This window comes from Rhizobium sp. YIM 134829, from assembly GCF_046546455.1.
The window spans coordinates 273,369-291,270 of the sequence record NZ_JBKHKI010000006.1 but is presented as its reverse complement, the minus strand read 5'-3'; the positions used below and the strand labels follow the sequence as shown (position 1 = coordinate 291,270).

Annotated in this window: 33 protein-coding genes and 1 tRNA gene; 25 read left to right on the top strand and 9 right to left on the bottom strand. The window is 62.2% G+C overall.

The annotated features are described in order from the left end of the window. Position 1 precedes the first annotated feature (1 nt). From ACLE20_RS13290 to ACLE20_RS13280, 3 genes are read right to left on the bottom strand one after another with little or no spacing between them, the layout of a single operon-like run. The gene (locus ACLE20_RS13290) at positions 2-283 is read right to left on the bottom strand and encodes a hypothetical protein (protein ID WP_410940773.1); all 282 of its coding nucleotides are present in this window, start codon (positions 281-283) and stop codon (positions 2-4) included. Further along, on the bottom strand, positions 280-477 hold the full coding sequence (locus ACLE20_RS13285; protein ID WP_410940772.1) for a hypothetical protein: 198 nt from the start codon (positions 475-477) through the stop codon (positions 280-282). Before ACLE20_RS13285 ends, ACLE20_RS13290 begins: the two co-directional genes overlap by 4 nt. Then, positions 474-647 carry a hypothetical protein gene (locus ACLE20_RS13280; RefSeq protein WP_410940771.1) on the bottom strand — a complete coding sequence of 58 codons (174 nt, stop codon included), beginning with the start codon at positions 645-647 and terminating at the stop codon, positions 474-476. The genes ACLE20_RS13285 and ACLE20_RS13280 overlap by 4 nt, the downstream gene beginning before the upstream one ends. An 88-nt stretch (positions 648-735) precedes the next feature. Here ACLE20_RS13280 and ACLE20_RS13275 point away from each other — a divergent pair, with 88 nt between their 5' ends. Next, the gene (locus ACLE20_RS13275; RefSeq protein ID WP_410940770.1) at positions 736-1,077 is read left to right on the top strand and encodes a hypothetical protein; all 342 of its coding nucleotides are present in this window, start codon (positions 736-738) and stop codon (positions 1,075-1,077) included. Here ACLE20_RS13275 and ACLE20_RS13270 read toward each other — a convergent pair. Both ACLE20_RS13270 and ACLE20_RS13265 read right to left on the bottom strand, forming a co-directional pair. Then, positions 1,059-1,370 (bottom strand): hypothetical protein, encoded by a 312-nt coding sequence (locus ACLE20_RS13270; protein WP_410940769.1) that lies wholly within the window; start codon positions 1,368-1,370, stop codon positions 1,059-1,061. The genes ACLE20_RS13275 and ACLE20_RS13270 overlap by 19 nt on opposite strands. Further along, positions 1,367-1,570 carry a YdaS family helix-turn-helix protein gene (locus tag ACLE20_RS13265; protein ID WP_410940768.1) on the bottom strand — a complete coding sequence of 68 codons (204 nt, stop codon included), beginning with the start codon at positions 1,568-1,570 and terminating at the stop codon, positions 1,367-1,369. The genes ACLE20_RS13270 and ACLE20_RS13265 overlap by 4 nt, the downstream gene beginning before the upstream one ends. Positions 1,571-1,663: 93 nt before the next feature. Between ACLE20_RS13265 and ACLE20_RS13260 the strand changes: the two genes are divergently transcribed. After that, entirely contained in the window at positions 1,664-2,107 is a 444-nt protein-coding gene (locus tag ACLE20_RS13260; protein ID WP_410940767.1) for a helix-turn-helix domain-containing protein, read from the top strand. 514 nt (positions 2,108-2,621) lie between these two features. Here the strand turns inward: ACLE20_RS13260 and ACLE20_RS13255 are convergent. Next, complete coding sequence (locus ACLE20_RS13255; RefSeq protein WP_410940766.1) at positions 2,622-2,936, bottom strand: helix-turn-helix domain-containing protein; 315 nt, start codon at positions 2,934-2,936, stop codon at positions 2,622-2,624. A 156-nt stretch (positions 2,937-3,092) separates the two neighbouring features. Between ACLE20_RS13255 and ACLE20_RS13250 the strand changes: the two genes are divergently transcribed. Genes ACLE20_RS13250 through ACLE20_RS13150 form a run of 21 tightly spaced genes read left to right on the top strand, consistent with a single transcriptional unit; the run spans position 3,093 to position 13,506 of the window. Then, positions 3,093-3,323, top strand: a complete 231-nt coding sequence (locus ACLE20_RS13250) for a hypothetical protein (RefSeq protein ID WP_410940765.1) — start codon at positions 3,093-3,095, stop codon at positions 3,321-3,323. Then, a complete protein-coding gene (locus tag ACLE20_RS13245; RefSeq protein ID WP_410940764.1) occupies positions 3,320-3,541 on the top strand; it encodes a hypothetical protein in 222 nt (73 codons plus the stop codon). Before ACLE20_RS13250 ends, ACLE20_RS13245 begins: the two co-directional genes overlap by 4 nt. Further along, a complete protein-coding gene (locus ACLE20_RS13240) occupies positions 3,541-3,825 on the top strand; it encodes a hypothetical protein (protein WP_410940763.1) in 285 nt (94 codons plus the stop codon). Before ACLE20_RS13245 ends, ACLE20_RS13240 begins: the two co-directional genes overlap by 1 nt. 31 nt (positions 3,826-3,856) lie before the next feature. Then, the gene (locus ACLE20_RS13235; protein WP_410940762.1) at positions 3,857-4,180 is read left to right on the top strand and encodes an Arc family DNA-binding protein; all 324 of its coding nucleotides are present in this window, start codon (positions 3,857-3,859) and stop codon (positions 4,178-4,180) included. After that, on the top strand, positions 4,180-4,344 hold the full coding sequence (locus ACLE20_RS13230) for a hypothetical protein (protein ID WP_410940761.1): 165 nt from the start codon (positions 4,180-4,182) through the stop codon (positions 4,342-4,344). Before ACLE20_RS13235 ends, ACLE20_RS13230 begins: the two co-directional genes overlap by 1 nt. Positions 4,345-4,346: 2 nt before the next feature. Then, positions 4,347-5,201 carry an ERF family protein gene (locus ACLE20_RS13225; RefSeq protein WP_410940760.1) on the top strand — a complete coding sequence of 285 codons (855 nt, stop codon included), beginning with the start codon at positions 4,347-4,349 and terminating at the stop codon, positions 5,199-5,201. Then, entirely contained in the window at positions 5,194-5,829 is a 636-nt protein-coding gene (locus tag ACLE20_RS13220) for a lambda exonuclease family protein (RefSeq protein ID WP_410940759.1), read from the top strand. Before ACLE20_RS13225 ends, ACLE20_RS13220 begins: the two co-directional genes overlap by 8 nt. Further along, positions 5,826-6,335: a hypothetical protein gene (locus ACLE20_RS13215; protein WP_410940758.1), complete on the top strand. Its 510-nt coding sequence runs from the start codon at positions 5,826-5,828 to the stop codon at positions 6,333-6,335. Before ACLE20_RS13220 ends, ACLE20_RS13215 begins: the two co-directional genes overlap by 4 nt. After that, on the top strand, positions 6,335-7,102 hold the full coding sequence (locus ACLE20_RS13210) for a recombination protein NinB (protein ID WP_410940757.1): 768 nt from the start codon (positions 6,335-6,337) through the stop codon (positions 7,100-7,102). The genes ACLE20_RS13215 and ACLE20_RS13210 overlap by 1 nt, the downstream gene beginning before the upstream one ends. A gap of 1 nt (position 7,103) precedes the next feature. Continuing rightward, on the top strand, positions 7,104-7,787 hold the full coding sequence (locus tag ACLE20_RS13205) for a hypothetical protein (RefSeq protein ID WP_410940756.1): 684 nt from the start codon (positions 7,104-7,106) through the stop codon (positions 7,785-7,787). Next, positions 7,784-8,185 carry a hypothetical protein gene (locus ACLE20_RS13200; protein WP_410940755.1) on the top strand — a complete coding sequence of 134 codons (402 nt, stop codon included), beginning with the start codon at positions 7,784-7,786 and terminating at the stop codon, positions 8,183-8,185. The genes ACLE20_RS13205 and ACLE20_RS13200 overlap by 4 nt, the downstream gene beginning before the upstream one ends. Then, positions 8,182-8,415, top strand: a complete 234-nt coding sequence (locus ACLE20_RS13195; protein ID WP_410940754.1) for a hypothetical protein — start codon at positions 8,182-8,184, stop codon at positions 8,413-8,415. Before ACLE20_RS13200 ends, ACLE20_RS13195 begins: the two co-directional genes overlap by 4 nt. Continuing rightward, positions 8,412-8,993 carry a hypothetical protein gene (locus ACLE20_RS13190; protein ID WP_410940753.1) on the top strand — a complete coding sequence of 194 codons (582 nt, stop codon included), beginning with the start codon at positions 8,412-8,414 and terminating at the stop codon, positions 8,991-8,993. Before ACLE20_RS13195 ends, ACLE20_RS13190 begins: the two co-directional genes overlap by 4 nt. Then, positions 8,986-9,294 (top strand): hypothetical protein, encoded by a 309-nt coding sequence (locus tag ACLE20_RS13185; RefSeq protein ID WP_410940752.1) that lies wholly within the window; start codon positions 8,986-8,988, stop codon positions 9,292-9,294. Before ACLE20_RS13190 ends, ACLE20_RS13185 begins: the two co-directional genes overlap by 8 nt. After that, positions 9,291-9,887 (top strand): hypothetical protein, encoded by a 597-nt coding sequence (locus ACLE20_RS13180; protein ID WP_410940751.1) that lies wholly within the window; start codon positions 9,291-9,293, stop codon positions 9,885-9,887. The genes ACLE20_RS13185 and ACLE20_RS13180 overlap by 4 nt, the downstream gene beginning before the upstream one ends. Then, positions 9,880-11,148, top strand: coding sequence for a hypothetical protein (locus ACLE20_RS13175; protein WP_410940750.1), 1,269 nt, complete (start codon positions 9,880-9,882; stop codon positions 11,146-11,148). The genes ACLE20_RS13180 and ACLE20_RS13175 overlap by 8 nt, the downstream gene beginning before the upstream one ends. After that, positions 11,145-11,534 carry a DUF551 domain-containing protein gene (locus ACLE20_RS13170; protein WP_410940749.1) on the top strand — a complete coding sequence of 130 codons (390 nt, stop codon included), beginning with the start codon at positions 11,145-11,147 and terminating at the stop codon, positions 11,532-11,534. The genes ACLE20_RS13175 and ACLE20_RS13170 overlap by 4 nt, the downstream gene beginning before the upstream one ends. Beyond that, on the top strand, positions 11,531-11,908 hold the full coding sequence (locus ACLE20_RS13165; RefSeq protein ID WP_410940748.1) for a hypothetical protein: 378 nt from the start codon (positions 11,531-11,533) through the stop codon (positions 11,906-11,908). The genes ACLE20_RS13170 and ACLE20_RS13165 overlap by 4 nt, the downstream gene beginning before the upstream one ends. Further along, positions 11,905-12,057, top strand: coding sequence for a hypothetical protein (locus tag ACLE20_RS13160; RefSeq protein WP_410940747.1), 153 nt, complete (start codon positions 11,905-11,907; stop codon positions 12,055-12,057). The genes ACLE20_RS13165 and ACLE20_RS13160 overlap by 4 nt, the downstream gene beginning before the upstream one ends. A gap of 47 nt (positions 12,058-12,104) precedes the next feature. After that, on the top strand, positions 12,105-12,338 hold the full coding sequence (locus tag ACLE20_RS13155; RefSeq protein WP_410940746.1) for a hypothetical protein: 234 nt from the start codon (positions 12,105-12,107) through the stop codon (positions 12,336-12,338). After that, positions 12,325-13,506: a hypothetical protein gene (locus ACLE20_RS13150; protein WP_410940745.1), complete on the top strand. Its 1,182-nt coding sequence runs from the start codon at positions 12,325-12,327 to the stop codon at positions 13,504-13,506. Before ACLE20_RS13155 ends, ACLE20_RS13150 begins: the two co-directional genes overlap by 14 nt. A gap of 89 nt (positions 13,507-13,595) precedes the next feature. Here the strand turns inward: ACLE20_RS13150 and ACLE20_RS13145 are convergent. Further along, positions 13,596-13,671 (bottom strand) — tRNA-Lys (locus ACLE20_RS13145). 113 nt (positions 13,672-13,784) lie between these two features. After that, positions 13,785-14,702 carry a PhzF family phenazine biosynthesis protein gene (locus ACLE20_RS13140; protein ID WP_410940744.1) on the bottom strand — a complete coding sequence of 306 codons (918 nt, stop codon included), beginning with the start codon at positions 14,700-14,702 and terminating at the stop codon, positions 13,785-13,787. A gap of 195 nt (positions 14,703-14,897) precedes the next feature. On the opposite strand from ACLE20_RS13140, the gene ACLE20_RS13135 reads away from it, so the two are divergent. Continuing rightward, positions 14,898-15,959: an aldo/keto reductase gene (locus ACLE20_RS13135; RefSeq protein WP_410940743.1), complete on the top strand. Its 1,062-nt coding sequence runs from the start codon at positions 14,898-14,900 to the stop codon at positions 15,957-15,959. A gap of 219 nt (positions 15,960-16,178) precedes the next feature. Continuing rightward, complete coding sequence (locus tag ACLE20_RS13130) at positions 16,179-16,679, top strand: cupin domain-containing protein (protein WP_410940742.1); 501 nt, start codon at positions 16,179-16,181, stop codon at positions 16,677-16,679. A 142-nt stretch (positions 16,680-16,821) separates the two neighbouring features. On the opposite strand, the gene ACLE20_RS13125 is transcribed toward ACLE20_RS13130, so the two are convergent. Beyond that, positions 16,822-17,790: an SHOCT domain-containing protein gene (locus tag ACLE20_RS13125; RefSeq protein WP_410940741.1), complete on the bottom strand. Its 969-nt coding sequence runs from the start codon at positions 17,788-17,790 to the stop codon at positions 16,822-16,824. Positions 17,791-17,902: the final 112 nt, after the last annotated feature.

The following is a 17,902-nucleotide window of genomic DNA, read 5'->3' as shown; positions in this document are numbered from 1 at the left end:
GTCAGACCCCTCCGCCGGCGTCATCGATGATCGGGATGTTCTCTTCGGCGACCGGCGCGAGATCGGCCGGCAGCATGTGATGGGGATGGAGCGGGAGTTCGCACCACGCGAGCAGCACCTTCGAGTTCTCGGAGAACCCGTTGAAGCGGCCCGCTGGGGCGCGCTTGGTCGGCTTGATCCAGCGGGTGAGGAAGAAATGCTCCTCATCTCGCCGGTCGCTCGTCGCGACCAGGATCTGGCGCCCATCGCGCGGGGCTGCGGCGATGTCGAGGTTCCAGATCATCGCTTCGCCCTCTTCCAGAGGTACTCGCCGACGATGCCGACCAGCCCGAGGGCCGCTAGAGAGATCACGATGAGGAACAGCACGGCGAACAGCAGCGACTGGATGGCTATGCCTGCCCACGTGCCGGCGACGATCGCGGCTTCGGACCAAGCGCTGTGACGTGTCGGCTTCAGCTCGGCGAGACGGGCGGTCATGCGCCCACCGCCTTGCGGAGGGAGATCCGCAGTTCCTCAATCACCCGAGCAGATTCCCGATGAAGCGCAATGTCCTTCCGAACAAACCAGTTGAACGGCCAGCCGCGGCCGTCGAGACGTCCAGCGCGATATGCCAGACGGTTGACGATGTCGTTTGGGTCAATGGGCATGATGCACCTCGACTGGACGCCCCTTGGCAGGCCGTGAAAGAGTGCAGTTGCCGAAAGACTCAGACACAACCGCCAAGGAGCGAACTGAATGGATTTGGAGAACCGGGTCAGGAACCTTGAGATCGACCTGCGTATTGCCGATGCGCGCGCTGACGCTGCGCTGCAAATCGCTTTCAAACTCTTCGAGATCATCAAAGAGAACGGTCTCGCAAAGCACGGGATCGAGGACACCGCTCCCCGCGTCTTCAGGCGCATTACTGAGCGCGAAGACGCTGCCTATGAACTGGCCTTGCTCGACGTGTGGGAGAGCGACCTCATCCCGCGAGGGCTGCGTCCAGGAGAAGCTTACATCGCCGATCAGCAAAGAAGGATCAGGTTGCGTTCCGAGATCGAGAAAGAGATCCATGCCGATCACCAGCGAACCGAGTGAGCAACGGACTCGCGCAACATTCGCGGCATCCGCCGCCGATCAATCAGACGCGCCTGTTTGCGCCAATGGTTGATCGCAGCTGCGTGGATGCTGCGCGCGGCGGCGAGGCGGATCTCATTCCGCACCTCGGCCGGTATCACCCCACGATCGCAGAGGTTGCGCAAAACGCTCATCTCGTTGTGGAACTGGTCGAACAGTGCCTTGGTGCCGGGAGCTTTCTCCAGATCGCGCATCAGCCTGTGGATCAGGCCCGTGCGCAGCAATGCTTGGTAGAGGGGGTTTCGGCGCGTCATGCTGCGGTCTCCCGAGCTGCGCGGAATGCCTCAGGTAGGAGTTCCTCGCGAGGGATGCCAGTGAACTGCTCGACCTCAGCAAGGTGTTCCACTGGGACTGCCTTCCACTGGGAGATAGTCGATGGTCGAAGGCCAAGCGTCTCAGCCAGCCTAGCCTGCGTTCCGCGATTTGCTTTGAAGAATTCAGTGAGCTTTTTCATGCCCCCATATTCAGTCAAAACGAATTTCAGTCAAGCGAAAATTTTCAGTCAAACCCTGTGGCTCGATATTTCAGCGTAAGCGACAATGCGGCAATGGGTACGCGACGCAAACTGAGCACGACTGACGGCAAGCCAAGACACTTCATACGTGAGTGGCTAAAGCACCGCGACATCAAGCAAGACCAACTTGCGGCCGAGGCAGGGTTTTCGACGTCATCAGTAAATCAACTGATCAATGGAAAGCAGGGCTATAGCCAGGCAGCCTTGGAGGCACTTGCCCCCGTTTTGCGCTGTGAACCCTGGGAGCTGATCGCCATAAATCCCAGCGCTTCCGGTCGCGATGTAGACACTGACAGAGCTGCTCGAGCGCTACGGTCAGCTCTACTCGCATATGGCGTTGACCATACTCAGATCGGGCTGGCGATTGATATCATTGGGAGGTTCGTGGCGAGCGAGCCGGCCGAGGAGCGATCAGAACAAACCCAGACTGATGGTCAACCTCAACCCGCCATTCGCCGCCGTGCAGTGACGCCATAAGAGCTGAAATCTCGGCCGCCTTACGTCGGATAACTACCTCCGGCGTGGACGATGGTAGCGCACCAGCGGATTCTACCAGCCCAGCAATGATCTCCTCATTCCTGGTTCTGAATTTCGGCCTGATACGATCGTATATGCGTGCCATTCCTGTTGCTCGCCCATAAAACGAGAACCAATAGTGAACAAATGCACGTCGTAGTTCAAGGGTCGCTTGCCCCGTGAAAGACTGAATCAGTCCAACCACTTGGATTCAATCGTGGATATTTTTGGAGGAAGCTCGGAGGCCTCGAGCCGTTGGCGCTGCCTGATTGGCGGACGTAAGCCCGCCGCTTACCTACTGCGCCAGCGATAGGTCTTGAAGCCCCCCGATCCATATCTCTCACAGCCTTGCTCCCGTTTCTACCAACTCCCCTCAGAGCAAGATCAATCAGTTATATAAGACTTTTAGAAATTCAGCTTTCTATATTGGGCTTGCAGATTTGCGACCTAGCAGACTTGCAGATCTGCAACCTATTCAGAACTCGAAGGGGAGCCGGATCGAATAGCTGTTTGTTCGGCGGTGCTGGCGGGAAACGATCATCACCCGCTCATTTTCCAGCTCAGCGACCGCCCTCATCACCGTTGCCTCCGACATGGAGAGCGACTTGGCGATTTGTTTGATCCCATACCAGCAGCACTGGTCGTTCCCGTTCATACGCTTGGCGAGCCAGTACCCAACGCGGAAGGCTCGATCAGAGAGAACATCAAGCGTGCAGATGTAATCAAGCCACCTTCGTCGCTTGTCGTAGAAGGCGGCTGCCGCTTCGCCATGATCATTTTTTTTGAGCATGGTCGCTACCTACGCCGGAAACAAAGTTCAGTCAAAATGAAAATTTGTGTTGACTGAATTTCAGTCGAAACGTATTCTTCCCCCCATCAGCCACCCGCCGAGGCTCCTCACAGAGGACGACGAAACGGGACGGCGCCGACCGATGGAGAGACGCAGATGGACGTCCAAGCAGCAGTCAAGAAGATCACCGACCGGGCCGACGCCTTGCCGCGTCGTGAGGCTCTCCGGTTCCTTGAGGATACGATCGAGCAGCAACAGGCGCAGTGCCTCAGGTTCGCCAACAGCGGCCGCGCCCCGAAGGGCTGGTCTTACGGCAAGCACTCCGACCTGATCGCGATGCTGATCTCCGCCACGAACGAGCGGCGCGATGCGAGGGTCGTGGCATGAACCCGCGCTTCACCCGCATCGGCAACACCGCCCAAGATATCGCGAACGCTGCCCGCGAGCTCTTCGCCCTTGATTGCGTCTGGAACAACGGCTCGTCCAACCGGAGCGAGCTGCAGAATATGCGCGAGGAGGAAATCGCTACGGACTTCAAAGCCTTGGCTGAGATGCTCGGCTACCGGGTCGAGCGCATCGAACCGGATTTGCAGGCAGCAGAGTGATGGCGATGGATCTCAATGCAATCGCCGAACGCGCCGTACGCGACAGTCGGCGAGCTGCTGACCTTCAGAGCGTCATCGACGTCCTCGCATCATGCGAGACCGGGACCAAGCCGACTTTCGAGACGCAGTTCCCGGGCGTCGGCAGCGGGTATCTGGCCGGCATGCACGTCGACGTGATCCTCCACGCGCGGTGGCCCGAAATCCTGCTCGAAACGATGAAGGCTGCGCAGGAAGAACTGCGCGCGATTGAGGAACGGTACGCGGCTTTTGCCGCCTTCGAATAGCCCCTTCTCCCCACTTCACGAGGACAGAACGATGACGATCACCGGCCGCGGTGCTGACCAATACCCGCTTCGACTACCGGAAGGCATGCGCGATGAGATCGCAGCTGCCGCGAAGGCAGCGGGCAGGTCCATGAACAATGAGATCATCTTGCGCCTCGCTGGCGATGCCGATGCGCTGCGCGACAGGTTCGCCTTCGAGGCTTTTGTCGGTTCTTGGAACCGCGAGGCCGCCCCACTCCGGTGCAACGACGGCGAGACGGTCGAGGACGCGCTGAAGCGTTACTGGGCTGGTGTCGCGCGAACGGCTTACATCGCCGCCGACGCTTTCCTCGCCGCCCGGAAGGCAGGTGCGTGATGACCTTCCTCGACCTCCCCCGCCCCGCGCACCTCTCGCGCCAGCGCCGCGCTCTGATCGTCACCCTCACCCGCTTTGCTCGCCGACCGTCGGTCGAGCTCTTCACCGCAGCCGTCGGCGTGTTCCTCATCGCCTACGCCAGCGCCTGCCAGATCGGAGGCTGATCATGTCGGGCACGCTGATCGACCCGCCTGGGTCCGAGCAGAGCATCGGCGAACTGGCGGCAGCCGTCGTCGACAACGCACATCAAGCCATGGAGGCAAAACGAATGGGAACCGCAGTCGAAATCCAACGCCCAGGCGAGCATACGGCAGTCGTCAGCAAGACACCGATGGAGATGATCGACGACGCCCTGATGAAGGGCGCCTCGCCTGAGACGCTGTCGAAGCTCATGGACCTGCAGGAGCGCTGGGAGAAGAACCAGGCGCGCAAGGCCTTCGCCGCTGCGATGTCCGCCGCCAAGGCAGAGCTGCCCCGGATCGTGAAGACCCGGAAGGTGGACTTCACCAGCCAGAAGGGACGGACCAATTATCAGTACGAGGATCTGGCCGGCATCATGGACCAGGTCGGCCCCGTGCTGTCGCGCTACGGCCTCTCGATCCGGTACCGCACGGTGGCGGAGCCGAACCAGCCTATCGCCGTCACCTGCATCATCGAGCACTCGGATGGGCACCACGAGGAGAACACCCTCATGGCCGGCCGCGACGAGAGCGGCAACAAGAACAGCATTCAGTCGATCGGCTCCACCGTCACGTACCTCCAGCGCTACACGCTCAAAGCCGCACTGGGCCTGGCGGCGGCAGCCGATGACGACGGCGGCAAGGCAGACGATACGAACGGAACGATCACCGACGCCGAGTGCGAGATCATCCTCTCGATGATCAACGAGACGGAATCCGACATCGCCAAGTTCTGCGCCACGCTTCAGATCGACAGCGTGAAGGAGATGCCGGCCATCAAGTTCCGCCGCGCCGTCGGCATGCTCGAAGCCAAGAAGCGAAAGGTGGCCGCCAATGGATGAGATCATTCAAGGTTCGCCGGAATGGCACGCACTTCGCTGCGGCAAGGTGACAGCGTCCCGAGTGGCCGATGTCGTCGCTCGCACCAAATCCGGCTGGGGAGCATCGCGCTCAAACTATGCAGCCGAGCTGATCGCCGAGCGCCTTACCGGCGTTGCCGCTGAGGGGTTCACCAACGCGGCAATGCAGTGGGGCACCGACCAGGAGCCGAATGCACGCCTCGCCTATGAGTTCATGCAGAACGTCACGGTCGAGCAGATCGCATTCGTGGTCCATCCCCGCATAGGTGATTCTGGAGCCTCTCCGGACGGACTGGTTGGCGAGGATGGGCTGGTCGAGATCAAGTGCCCGAACACCGCCACCCATATCGACACGCTTATCAAGCAGGATATCCCCGCCAAGTACATCACGCAGATGATGTGGCAGATGGCCTGCACCGGCCGCCAGTGGTGCGACTTCGTCTCCTACGACCCTCGCCTGCCTGAGAGCATGCAGCTCTTCGTCAAGCGCGTGACGCGGGATGACGCGGTGATCGATGAGCTAGAGACGGCGGTTGCTGTCTTCCTCGACACAGAAGTGGCCGCCAAGGTCGGCGCGCTTCGCGACATCTACGAGCGGGAGGCAGCATGACCACGCGGCAGACCGTCATCATCAGCGGAACCAACGTGAAGGTTCGCGCCAAGCCGGGTGAAGCGGCGCAGTACCTGCGAGACGTGGTGATCCCTTACGTCGGCGAGGATTGTTTGCTGTGGCCCTTCGCGCGCAACAGTGCCGGATACGGGCACATTTGGCTCGCCGGAAAGGACCAGCTTGTCCACCGGATCGCCTGTGAAGCGCTGCACGGGTTCTCGCCTACACCGTGGCACGATGCTGCTCACTCGTGCGGGAACGGTCATTTGGGGTGCTGCTCGCCGAAGCATCTACGCTGGGCAACTCCGCTAGAGAACCAGCAGGAGATGGTGCGCCACGGGAGGTCACAACAGGGAGAACGGCACTACGCCGCGAAGCTGACGGCTTCAGACGTCCTGGCGATCCGCAGTTCTGCAGCCTCCAGCCAAGAGCTGGCCGACCAGTTCGGCGTCAACCGGACAAACATCATCGCAATCCGCAAGCGGAAGTCTTGGAGGCATATCTGATGGGCAGGGCTCTACTCGTTCTCGAATGCGACGAAGACAAGCGGAAGGCTATCAGCTGGATCGGAAAGGCGCCCGTCGGCACCCGGGTCGAGTTCAAAGCTTCGAAGCGAACGCTTCCGCAGAATGATCTCCTCTGGGCTCTGCTCACGGAAGTCTCACAGCAACTCGAACACGGCGGCCGGCGATACGACCCCAGCCAGTGGAAGGCCATCTTCCTTCACGCCTTCGGCCGGGAAGTCAGCTTCCTGCCCAGTCTCAACGGCAAGACGTTTCTCCCGATCGAGCTGTCGTCCTCCGATCTTTCGAAGGACGAGATGACCGACCTCATCGAGTTCATCATCAAGGAAGCATCCGAGCGCGGGGTTACGTTCCGCGAACACAAGACCGATTCCCATTCCGACGAGGGTGCCCCCTCGGCCTCGCCGGATGATGCCAGCGCCTCCGCCTCCCTGAGCGCGGCATCCGAGCCGGAGGGCGATGCCCCCACGTCCTCCGGCTCCACCAATCCGAACGCCGACATGATCGAGTGCGCGACCGAGATGCTTAAGATCGCAGCACTGAAGCACGAGAGTGCCGCCGAGCGCGACGAGGCGATCGAACAGTCGAAGGCAGAATGGGAGAAGCGGCTGCCGGCCGAGCTGCACCAGCAGATCGCATCCGTCTGCGTGAGTGCCCGAGCAGTCGCCTCCGGCAAGCGCACGCCGGCGCAGGCCCGCAGCTGGCTGTCCGAGGCGCTGCAGTGCTCTGTCGAAGAACTGGGAGGCTGAGATGGCCGACAAACCCATTCTCTTCTCTGCGCCGATGGTGCGCGCCCTGCTGGACGGCAGAAAGACGCAGACGCGGCGGGGGCTGAACCCGCAGCCAAGCCTTACGAGCTTCTCCGGCACGTCTTACATCGGCAAGGACGGCAAAGGTCACAGCCTTCGCATCAGCGTCGGCGATCGTCTCTGGGTGCGTGAAGCATGGCGCACGCAGAAAGCCTTTGATGAGCAATCCCCATCGGAAATCGTTTCCGAATTCGAGGACGAATGGGGCGAGCCCGCCATCACGACATTCTACGAGGCTGACGGGAGGTGCGACGACCACTCCGTCCATCTATGGCAGCAGAGCCAGCTCGGCCGGCTTCGCGCCTCAATGCACATGCCTCGCTGCGCATCTCGGCTGACCCTGATTGTCACCGGCGTTCGGGTCGAGCGGCTGCGGGACATCACCCGTGAAGACGCGATCGCCGAGGGGCTGGTCAAGATGCCTCTCGCGCCGGCCAGAGCAGTGGAGATGGGATGCGACTGGGGGTTCGAGGGCGATAGCCGCCACGGCTCGCCGGTAAGCGCCTATGCCGCCCTGTGGGACAGCATCAACGGCGAAGGGGCATGGAATGCCAACCCCTGGGTCGCCGTCTACTCCTTCACCGTCCACCACGGGAACATCGACCAGATCGGCGGTGCGGCATGAGCCGCCGCGAGTTTCCGAAGCCGGTCTATGCCCAAATCGTCAAGCGCGCTCTGCACCCGCAGCACGGGATCTGCTGCGAGGGCTCCGGCTTGGTCCTCGGCAAGAAGCCCTACCACGTAGACCACACCATCCCCGACGCCCTGCAGATCGACAAGAGCAGGAAGCTGACGGCCGAGGACGGAAAGCTGCTCGGCGTTGAGTGCTGCCACAGGCCGAAGACAGCGAAGGACGTAGCGGCGATCGCCGAGGCCAAGCGCCGCGAGGAAAAGTACCTCGGCATGAAGCGACCGGTGCAGAAGATCAAATCGGCTGGGTTCGCGCAGTCCGAGAAGGCCCTGAAGCGCCGGCCCAAGCCCTCCCAGCCGCCGCGGCCGCTCTACCGGGAGCAGCAATCATGAGGGAGTTCCGCCGCCTTTCCATCCCCTCCCGCGCCCATCCGCTCGTCAAGCGACTCTTCGAGGAAATGAACCGGCAGCAGCTCGGCGTCTTCGACATGGCTGATCGCGTCGGCATCAACGCCAGCACGATCAAGGCCTGGCGCGTGCGCACCAACCCCACGATCGACTCTCTCCAAGCATGCTTCAACGTGCTCGGCTTGGAGCTGAAAATCAGGAGGCTTTCAGAATGACCGAGACCAGCGGGCACACGGCCCCATCACCCCAAGCAGATTTGCTGTCTGATCTTGATACCGTTGCTCGCGCCATATCGAGCCGATACCCGTCCGGCGACGGTTCCAAGGAAGGCGAGGCTTGGTACTGGTCGGAGCGCTATGACCATCCGGCGAACGAGTTTGAGCACGAGAGCCGGGATGAAGACCGGGCAATCGCAAAGGCTGCCCTGGCCGTTTTTACGCCACCCGTGCCCCAGCCCCAAGAGATGGCTGCCGCCGATGTTATCGCCGAGCGTCGACGGCAGGTAGAGGCCGAGGGGTGGACGCCGGAGCATGACGATTTCCATTCCGACGCCGAGATGGCGCAGGCGGCGAGCTGCTACGCCTATCACAGCCGATGGGGAGATAATGTTCGGAAACTGACAGACGCTGGCGTCTTGCCGTCCGTGCCTTTGGATTGGCCTTGGGCAGCTAAGTGGTGGAAGCCAAGCGATCCGAGACGTGATCTCGTGAAAGCCGGCGCGCTGATTCTTGCAGAGATTGAACGGCTGGACCGGGCGGCCCTCGCCGCCACGGAGGGCTCGGCCGATGTTTGACGATGAGGAATTCGAAAAAGCATTCGAGCGCGAGCCCGTCGTCATCGCCTCACAGCTGCGCGCCGGCCACACCCTGACTGAGGATGAGGTCAAGGCGATCCAGGCCGTCATCTCCGAATTGGACAGCCGCGAGAACAACGCGATCCAGGCGTTCGAGGATGGGCGTGCGTTCGCGCTCAAGGAGGTAGGCGGCGAAGAGTTGGTTGCAGCCGTCAAGATGAAGGACGAGGAGCGGATCGCGCGCATGGTGCGGGCGCACATGGATAAGATCTTCCCGAAGCATCAGAGGACGGTGCAATGACCGACCACACCCCATCGCCCCAACCCCATGTGCGCGGAGCACTGGGCGATTTGCTGGCGACTATTCAGCCGCTTCGTAAGTGGTTGGGTACTTCGCTCTCGTATGACGAACGTCTTAGGCTTCATGACACAATCGAGATGGCCCGCTCGGTTTGGGAATCGAGCAAGGCTGCTGCGCCCGAACCTGAAGAGCGGTCATATCAGGACCGTGTGGCAGATGCCCATTATGCGCTCTTCCATGACGACCCGACAGATGTAGCAGAGCGGATTGCTCGGTTCTTCGAGGAAGCGGCCGAGACCTGCCAAGCGCTCGGCATGACGCACGACGACGCTAGCAAGCTACTGGCCTACACCTTCAGCCGGCCGGCAGGCGAGCCTTCCAAGGAGATCGGCTCTGCAAAGCTCACCCTCGCCTCGCTCTGCGTCTTGGCGGGGTACGACATGGATGCATGCGGCGAGGCAGACCTTGAGAAGCTTCAGCGCCCTGAGACGATCGCCCGCATCCGCGCCAAGCGCGCCACTCGTCATGGCCGTGGGCCGCTGCCTGGCCTTGATCCTAACCTCGCCGCCACGGAGGGCTCGGCCGATGTCTGAGATCACCTTGCGCGAAGTTGCTCAAGACCTTCTCGACGCCCACCGTGGCGGGCCTCACGTTTCCGAGAGAGCAGATCTTTGGCGTGCGCTCAAAGCCGCGCTCGCAGAAATGGAGCAGCCCCCCGCACCCTCGTCTCAAGAGCTAACGATTGGCGACCTGCTCAACCAGTATTTTGATCAGGGTCGAACCGGAAAACACGACGAGAAGGCAGATGCTATCCGCCTTGCCATCGCCAGCGCTCTTCAGAAGATCCGCGCCGAAGCTGACGACGAGACATACGAGATCGGCAAGCGCGACGGCTATTCCGAGGCCGTGCAGGACATCGATCAGCGAACTGGTGGTGATGGCGAATACCGTTATTGCCTCGGGATGGAAGATGACATTCGGCATCAGCCTGACCCGGCGACCATGATCCAGAGGATCGTTGACCGTTTTGAGGTTCTTAACCTGCTGGATGACGCAACGAAGACGGGCCGCGATCAGCCAGACGACACCCCCGCGCCCCAACCCCAAGTGACGTGGCGTGATGCTATGGAAGCAGCCGCCAAGATAGCCGAAGAAGACCGCACACCGGCTTACGGACCACATCGCAGCGATATGGAATACATGGCGGAAGCGCAGCGGAAAAACATCGCTGAACGAATTCGGGCTTTGACACCCGTACCCCAACCGCTTCCCCCGGCTGCCGAGCGGGACGACCGCGCCGAGGTGGAGCCGGCCATCATCCGGGAATTGCGCGAAGCTTTCGCCGATGGCGCAGAGGACGTGCATATCTTCTGGGCCGGTAAGTGCCGGATGCATGTCACCGAGCAGGATCTCGACGCTCTCACAGCCGAACGCGATCGTCTGCAGACGGAGCTAGATCACTTCTACGCACTGTGCGTCGATGACCCAGGCAGGAATCCGCCTGAGTTCTGGAAGGACATCGCGGCCCGCCTGCAGTCTGAGAACGACAGCCTCATGAATGAGGTGACGAGCTTCCGCTCCTCTTTCAAAGAGCAGCCCGCATTCAATGAGCGCTATCGCATGATGAAAGAGCGGGTGGAGGTTATGCAGAGGGCGCACCAGAACATGCACCGACGAGCTCAGATCGCAGAGGGTGCGATGACCGCTGTCATGGACGTCATCAACGGATGGGCCGGCTACCTTAAAGGCCTTCCCGAGCACGACAGCCTCATGCGCAGCATCAAAGCGCAGATTGATACGGCGCTCGCCAAAGAACGCGCCACCCGCCAAGCCCTGAAAGGAGAAGACGCATGAGCGCCGTCACCGACGAAATGGTCGACCGCATGATTGCCGCGGTAGAGGGTGAGGTGGATGGCCTCGCGATTGACGCCGAGCAGGCAACCGCCATCCTTGCCTACGTGCTTGAGGGCGCCCTCCTCCCCGCACATCCCGAACCGGATGCGGGGCGGGTGGAGGGGTGGCAGCCGATCGAGACCGCGCCGAAAGACGGGACGAAGATCCTCTGCATCTGCATGAGGACTGACGAGGCTGTGAAGCATCGTTTGGGCATCATAGCGGTCGATCGGTGGACCAAGCAGTATGACGGCTGGGCCAATTTCAACGAGCGTTTCTGGCCGGCCACTCATTGGATGCCTTTGCCTCTTCCCCCTCAGATCGAACAAGAGGACGAAAACCAATGAGTTCCGCTCACAACGATCTGCATTCATGGGCAAGCAAAGCACGCGCGAAGGGCTTCGATACGATCGAGATTTCTGTCGAGACGGCCTTTGAGGTTGTGGACGACATCGTCCAGCTGGCGACGCAACTCGCCGAAATCGAGCAGGATGTTCGCAAGCTACAGGAAGCCGTGGAGTACAACCCAACAGCTCACACCGTCACGGTGCATTGCCGGTGGCTCCTTGATTTAATCGACAACCACGACCTTCAGGCCGAGCTGACGGATGAAGATGTAGACCTGATCGAGCATATCCGGGAGACAGTTGCCCTCCCCACCCCTCCCTCCCCACCCCGTGAGGAGGAACAACTTGGCTCCGGCTCGGAGGAACGGGAATGAACCCAGCCGGCCTTATGCTTATCGGCGCTGCAGTCGGCATCGTTGGGATTATTGCCAGCGCGCTTTCCCAAACGGACGTCAGCGTGATGCTTTTCGCCGCAGGCGCCTTGTTCGGAAAGGGATACGGCATCTGGGAGGTCAAGCGGTGACAGTCAGACGCCCTTCCTCCATCCCCGCCGGCAGCTGGCCGCCGCGAATGACCGCCGAATTAGCGGCCGGCTACTGCGGCGAGAAGCATGTCGAGGACTTCCTTGAGCGTGTCGGCAGCACCTACCCTCTCCCGCGCGTGGTTGACACGAGCCGGCGACGGTTCTGGTATCGTGACGATCTGGACCGCGCCATGAACATCGGCGCCGGTGAAACTTCCTCAGGCATAGGGGCCCGATTCCGTGAAGCGATCAGGGAGAAGCGGAACGGTGTCGCTTCCTAAGCACGTTCACCGGGTGACGAAGAAGCGGAAGGGCGGCGAGACCGTCTACACGTTCTATACCCGGTTTCGGAACACCAAGGAGGCTTGGCCATCGATCGCGCTGCCCGAGCCACTCGACCGCGACTTCCTGACCCGACTTGCGCTCTGCGAGGCGATGGAGCGTGACGAGAAAGGCTTCCTGATTGGCGGGAAGCGGCTTCCGGATCTTCGAGACAAGCAGTTCTGGCCCGAGGCAGAAGCCGGGATGGCCGCCTATGTCAGGCGCAGCCGAGACGGCGTGAAGGACTTCAAAGCGCTGGTCGAGGCGTTTCAAAGCGAGAGCAACCCGTTCTGGACAGCCCTGTCGCCTTCCACCCGCCGCGGCTACAAGGCATCCGGCGACATCATCGTTGAGTATATCGGCCTCGACCTGCCGGCGCAGCTCACCACAGTGGACGCGCAGGAGATCATTGACGAGTTCGGCGCCACCCCGGCGAAGGCGAACCAGCTGCGCGCCTTTCTGTCCCGCCTGATGGCTTGGGGCATCCCACGCGGCTTCTCCAGCAGTAACCCGGTCGAGCATACGGAAAAGATACCGGGCGGCGAGCCTTGGGTGCCATGGCCGAACTGGGCTTTCGAGACGCTCTTCCAGCACGGCCCATTCCATATGCAGATGATCTGCATGTCTGCCTTCTTCACTGGCCAGCGACAGGGGGACGTCCTGGCGATGCTCAAGCCGAAGCAGGGCGAGAACACGATCGCGGTGCGCGCGCAGAAGACCGGGAAGTCGGTGTGGATCCCCATCCACTCGGCCTATCGGAAGTGGATCGACCGAATCCCCGCATCGGACAGCGTGATGCTGCACGCCGGCGCCCGCGCTGCGTCATACACCAGCGCCGACGGGTTTCGCACCGAGTGGCAGAAGTTGATGAGGCGGGAGGAGTTCGCCCGGTTCCGGAAAGAGCGCATCGTCTTCCACGGGCTGCGGAAGAACGCGGTCATCAACCTTCTCGAGGTCGGATGCACGGAGAACCAGGTCGGGGCGATCTGCAACATGTCGCCGCAGATGGTCCAGCATTACGGGAGGGAGGTCGCTCTGAGGAGCTTGGCGAAGGATGCCATGAAGCTCATGGAGGCTCGGTGGAGCGAGATCGAGCCGGCGGCATTTCGGAACAGGAACGGAACGTGAATTGGAAACCGTTTCCAAAATGCTGGAAACCGCAATCACGGGGAAATCCCGTAATTGGCGAAATAACCTAAAGATTACAGGAAGATATTTGGTGGGTGATGTAGGGTTCGAACCTACGACCCGCTGATTAAGAGTCAGCTGCTCTACCAACTGAGCTAATCACCCATCCGAGACCGCGGCGGCGCTGCGGTCTGGAGGGGCGTATAAAGGCCTTCGGCGGACATGGCAAGCGCTCTTGCAGCATTTTTTTGGTGCGCCCGCGCAAGCCTGTGGATCGGCTAGAGAAGCAGGGTGCCGGAGGCGATCTGGATGGCCTGGCCGCCGATGCGGGCCGCGGCGATTTCGCCGCCGGCAATATCGAGATGGAGATGCAGGTAAGACGGGCGGCCCATTTCGATCCCCTGTTCGACGAGAAAGGTGTGGTGCCCGTCGATCGGCTGGTCGAAGCCATGGATCGCGCCGGAGAAGGCGGCGAGTGCTGCGCCGGTTGCCGGATCTTCGCCGAGGCCCATGGCAGGCGCGAACATGCGGCTATGGAAGCGGGCGGCATGGTGCACGCCGCCGCGGCAGTAGAGATAGGCGGAAGCCAGGCGTCCATCGGCCATCGGCGCCAGCTGCTCCCAGCGGGCGGGATCGAACTCGATCGCGCCGATCGAAGCCAGATCGCGGATCGGCACGGCGATGAAGGGCACGCCGGCGCTCCAAAGCGCTGGCTGGTGATTCTCGAAGCCGATGGCGCTCACCGGCAGGCTCAGGGCATCGGCCAAGGCTGCCGAACTAAGCTCGGCGGCCAGCCGCTGCGATTTGCGCGGCAGGTCGAACTCGGCAAAGGTCGCCTGCCCCGGCCGCAGCCGCACGGCGCAGCGCACCGGGCCGACATTTTCTTCGAGCACATGGACGAGATCACGATCGACCTCCTCGCCGGCCTGCGCCGCCTCGGCCAGCGCCACGGCCGCGCCGACGGTCGGATGGCCCGCAAAGGGCAGCTCGCTCGCGGGCGTGAAGATGCGCAGCCGGGCGGCAGCCGTCGGATGGTCCGGGCGGCAGACGAACACCGTTTCCGACAAATTGAATTCGCCGGCGATCGCCTGCATCCGCGCCGTGTCCAGCCCATCAGCCTCGAAGACCACAGCCAGCGGATTGCCGGCGAGCTTCTCGTCGGTGAACACGTCGTAGATGGCATAGGGTCGGGCCACGGCTTGTCTCCTGATCGGGGAAGTGGAAGCGCGACCTTGCCAACCCGCGCGGCGCGCCGCAACCCCTCCGCTGGTCGAGGTTGCAACCGGCGCGGAGCTCGCATGTGGCGAATTCTGGGAAGCAGCCATGGGAAGCGCGCCCCTATGCGCTAGGTTCGGCACCAACGACATCCCTTAAGGAAGCGAGGCACAGACATGGAATACCGCGTTCTCGGCCGCTCCGGCCTGAAAGTCTCCACCATCACCATGGGTACGATGACCGTCGGCGGAAAAGGCTGGGCCTCGATGGTCGGCAGCCAGGGTGTCAGCGAGGCCGAAAGGCTGATCGACCTCTGTCTGGATGCCGGCGTCAACCTGATCGACACGGCGAACGCCTATTCGGACGGTGCGTCGGAGGAGATTATCGGCGAGGTGCTTGGCGGCAAACGCAAGAACGACGTGCTGATCGCCACCAAGGTGCGCTTTCCGATGGGCGATGGACCGAACAATGAGGGCTTGAGCCGCTACCATCTGATCCGCGAATGCGAGGCGAGCTTGAAGCGGCTGCGCACCGATGTGATCGATCTCTACCAGGTGCATCAATGGGATGGGGTGACGCCGCTCGAGGAAACCATGGAGGCGCTCGATACGCTGATCCGCCAGGGCAAGGTGCGCTATGTCGGCTGCTCCAATTTCTCCGGGTGGCACATCATGAAGGCGCTCGGCATCGCCGAGCGGGAGCATCGGCAGCGCTTCGTCAGCCAGCAGATCCATTACACGCTCGAAGCCCGCGACGCCGAATATGAGCTGCTGCCGATCTCGATCGACCAAGGGCTGGGCGTGCTCGTCTGGAGCCCGATTGCCGGCGGCCTGCTTTCCGGCAAGCACCGGCGCGACCATACGCCGGAGGGCAGCCGTCAAGCCGCCGGCTGGACCGAGCCGCCGATCCGCGACGTCGACCGTCTGTGGCGCATCGTCGATGTGCTGGTCGGGATCGCCGAGAGCCGCGGCGTCTCGGCCGCTCAGGTGGCGCTCGCCTGGCTGATCGGCCGAAAGACGGTCACCTCCGTCATCATCGGCGGGCGCACCGAAGCGCAGTTCCGCGACAATCTCGCCGCAGCCGATCTGGCCTTGACGGCGGAAGAGCGCGCGCGGCTCGATGCGGTCAGCACCCCGCCCCTCCTCTATCCCTATTGGCACCAGATGCAGACCGCATCCGGTCGCCTGGGGGAGGCCGACCTCTCGCTGATCGCGCCGTTTCTCGACAAGCAGGCTTGAGGCGGCTACCCGAGAGGTTCTTGAGCGGGTTGCCTGATGGCAGCCCGCATCACCATCAGCGCAAACCCAAGAACGGCAGATCGTGTGACTGCCGCGCGCTTCGCGTTGCGCTTCCATGACGATCGAAACCTGCACATGCCGCTCTGCAATGACCAGCTCATGCAGATCGTCGAGATGACGCTTGTGATTGCACAAGACACACGAACCAAGGGTCATCAGATGAATCATCCAGCCGACGCTCAGTCTGAGAGCAGCGCCTATCTCAACCAGTGGCGGGAAGTCACGCCCGGAGAGAATTTCGCCATTCGCGCCTCGGTTCAGGATACGGAGGGCCGCTACACGGCCATCGAGCTGACGGCTGAGCCTCGCAATGGCGTGCCCGTTCATATCCACAGCCGGGAGGAAGAGCATTTCGTCGTCATCGAAGGGAGAGTTCGCCTCATGAACGGCGCCGAGTTCCTGACGCTCTCGGCCGGCCAATCTGCGACCGTGCAGAGAGGCACGCCCCATGCTTGGAGCAATCCCTATGACGCAATGCTTCGGATGCTGGTGATCTTCTCCCCCGGTCATTCGGAAGAGACATTCAGGCTGATCGGTTCGGCCGACGCAGGCGATCTCGCCGCGATCGAAGATGCTGCAAGAAGGGGCGGATCCAGGGTGATTGGGCCGCCACCCTTCGAGGACATCTATTCCGTCATGTCTCCACGGCCGAAATCTTGACCCTCGTCGGATGTCTGCTTGCGCCTGCAACGTACCCATGACGGCTCATGCCTGGCAAAGGTGCCGTTCTGCCCAGCGCCTCAAAGCAGCGGTGGACAACGCACAGCCTGGGAACGTCCAAGACACGGAGAAACGGGGTCTGTCAAAGCCGCGCGAGCAGTTCCGCCTTCTTGGCGGAAAACTCCTCATCCGTCAGCACACCCGCCTGGCGAAGCGCCGCCAGCTTCTCGATCAGCGTAATGATCTGCAGGCCATCCACGGATGGTGCAGCTCCTGGTGCCGTTGGCTGCGTCGCGGCAACGGGTGGCGGCTCGATCGGAGAGGTCGTCGGCTCGGGTGAATGTGTCGGCTCATCCGCAGTGTCCGGAGCCTGCTTTGCAGTGGGCTCCGACCAGCTCGGCCGCGCCGCGCTCTGATCGCGAGCAAATCCAAATGGCCCTGCGCCCTGGCTTTGCGACTGGCTCTGACCGGAAAAGGGTGCGGCGCCTTGATACTGGTCCTGAAAGGAGCCGTGACCCTGTGAGCCGACCGTCGCGGCGCTGCGTTCCCCGTGCCCGCCGCTCTCCGCCTCCGGCGCATCGACGCGGCGCAGGCCTGCCACGGAGAAGGAGCCATATTGACTGGTGAAGGTCAGGGAGGCATTGCCGCCCTGCTGCTGGCCGACGCCAAAGATCGTGTGATCGCCCGTATCATACACCGTCAGGCGGCCGCCTTCGCGGATCGCCAGTCGCCGTGTCGAGGGGAAGACCGCATAGGCGCTGTCGTTCTGGCCGCCGACGCTCGAGGGCGTGCCGAGCTCGGCCGGCCAGGCGGACGTGCCGTGCGCGGCGGCGTGGGCGGGGATCTGCCCGTTCTGCAGCGCCTGTGACAGCGCGAGGCAGAGCTGGTCGACGGTTGCCTTCAGGCCATGGTTGAACATGTCGCCGACCATGGTCATCCCGCCCAGCATCCACTGACCGCCGCCGCCGAGTTCGGGGATATTGAACTGCGCCATGCTGCCCTGACCACGCCGTACGGCCTCGAGCATGGCAGCCACCGCCTCATCGCTGACGCCAAAATTGCGGGCGAACTCGGTGATCAGTTTTTGCGTCGCCGCGTCATAGGACTGCATCGCCCGTCTCCTCAGGGAGGCCGGGCCGAACCCGCGCCGATAATCGATCCCCTGTTGCATGGCACGCCAACGGCGCGCTGGCCACCCCTCGGGGCGGCCAGACCGGTATTCC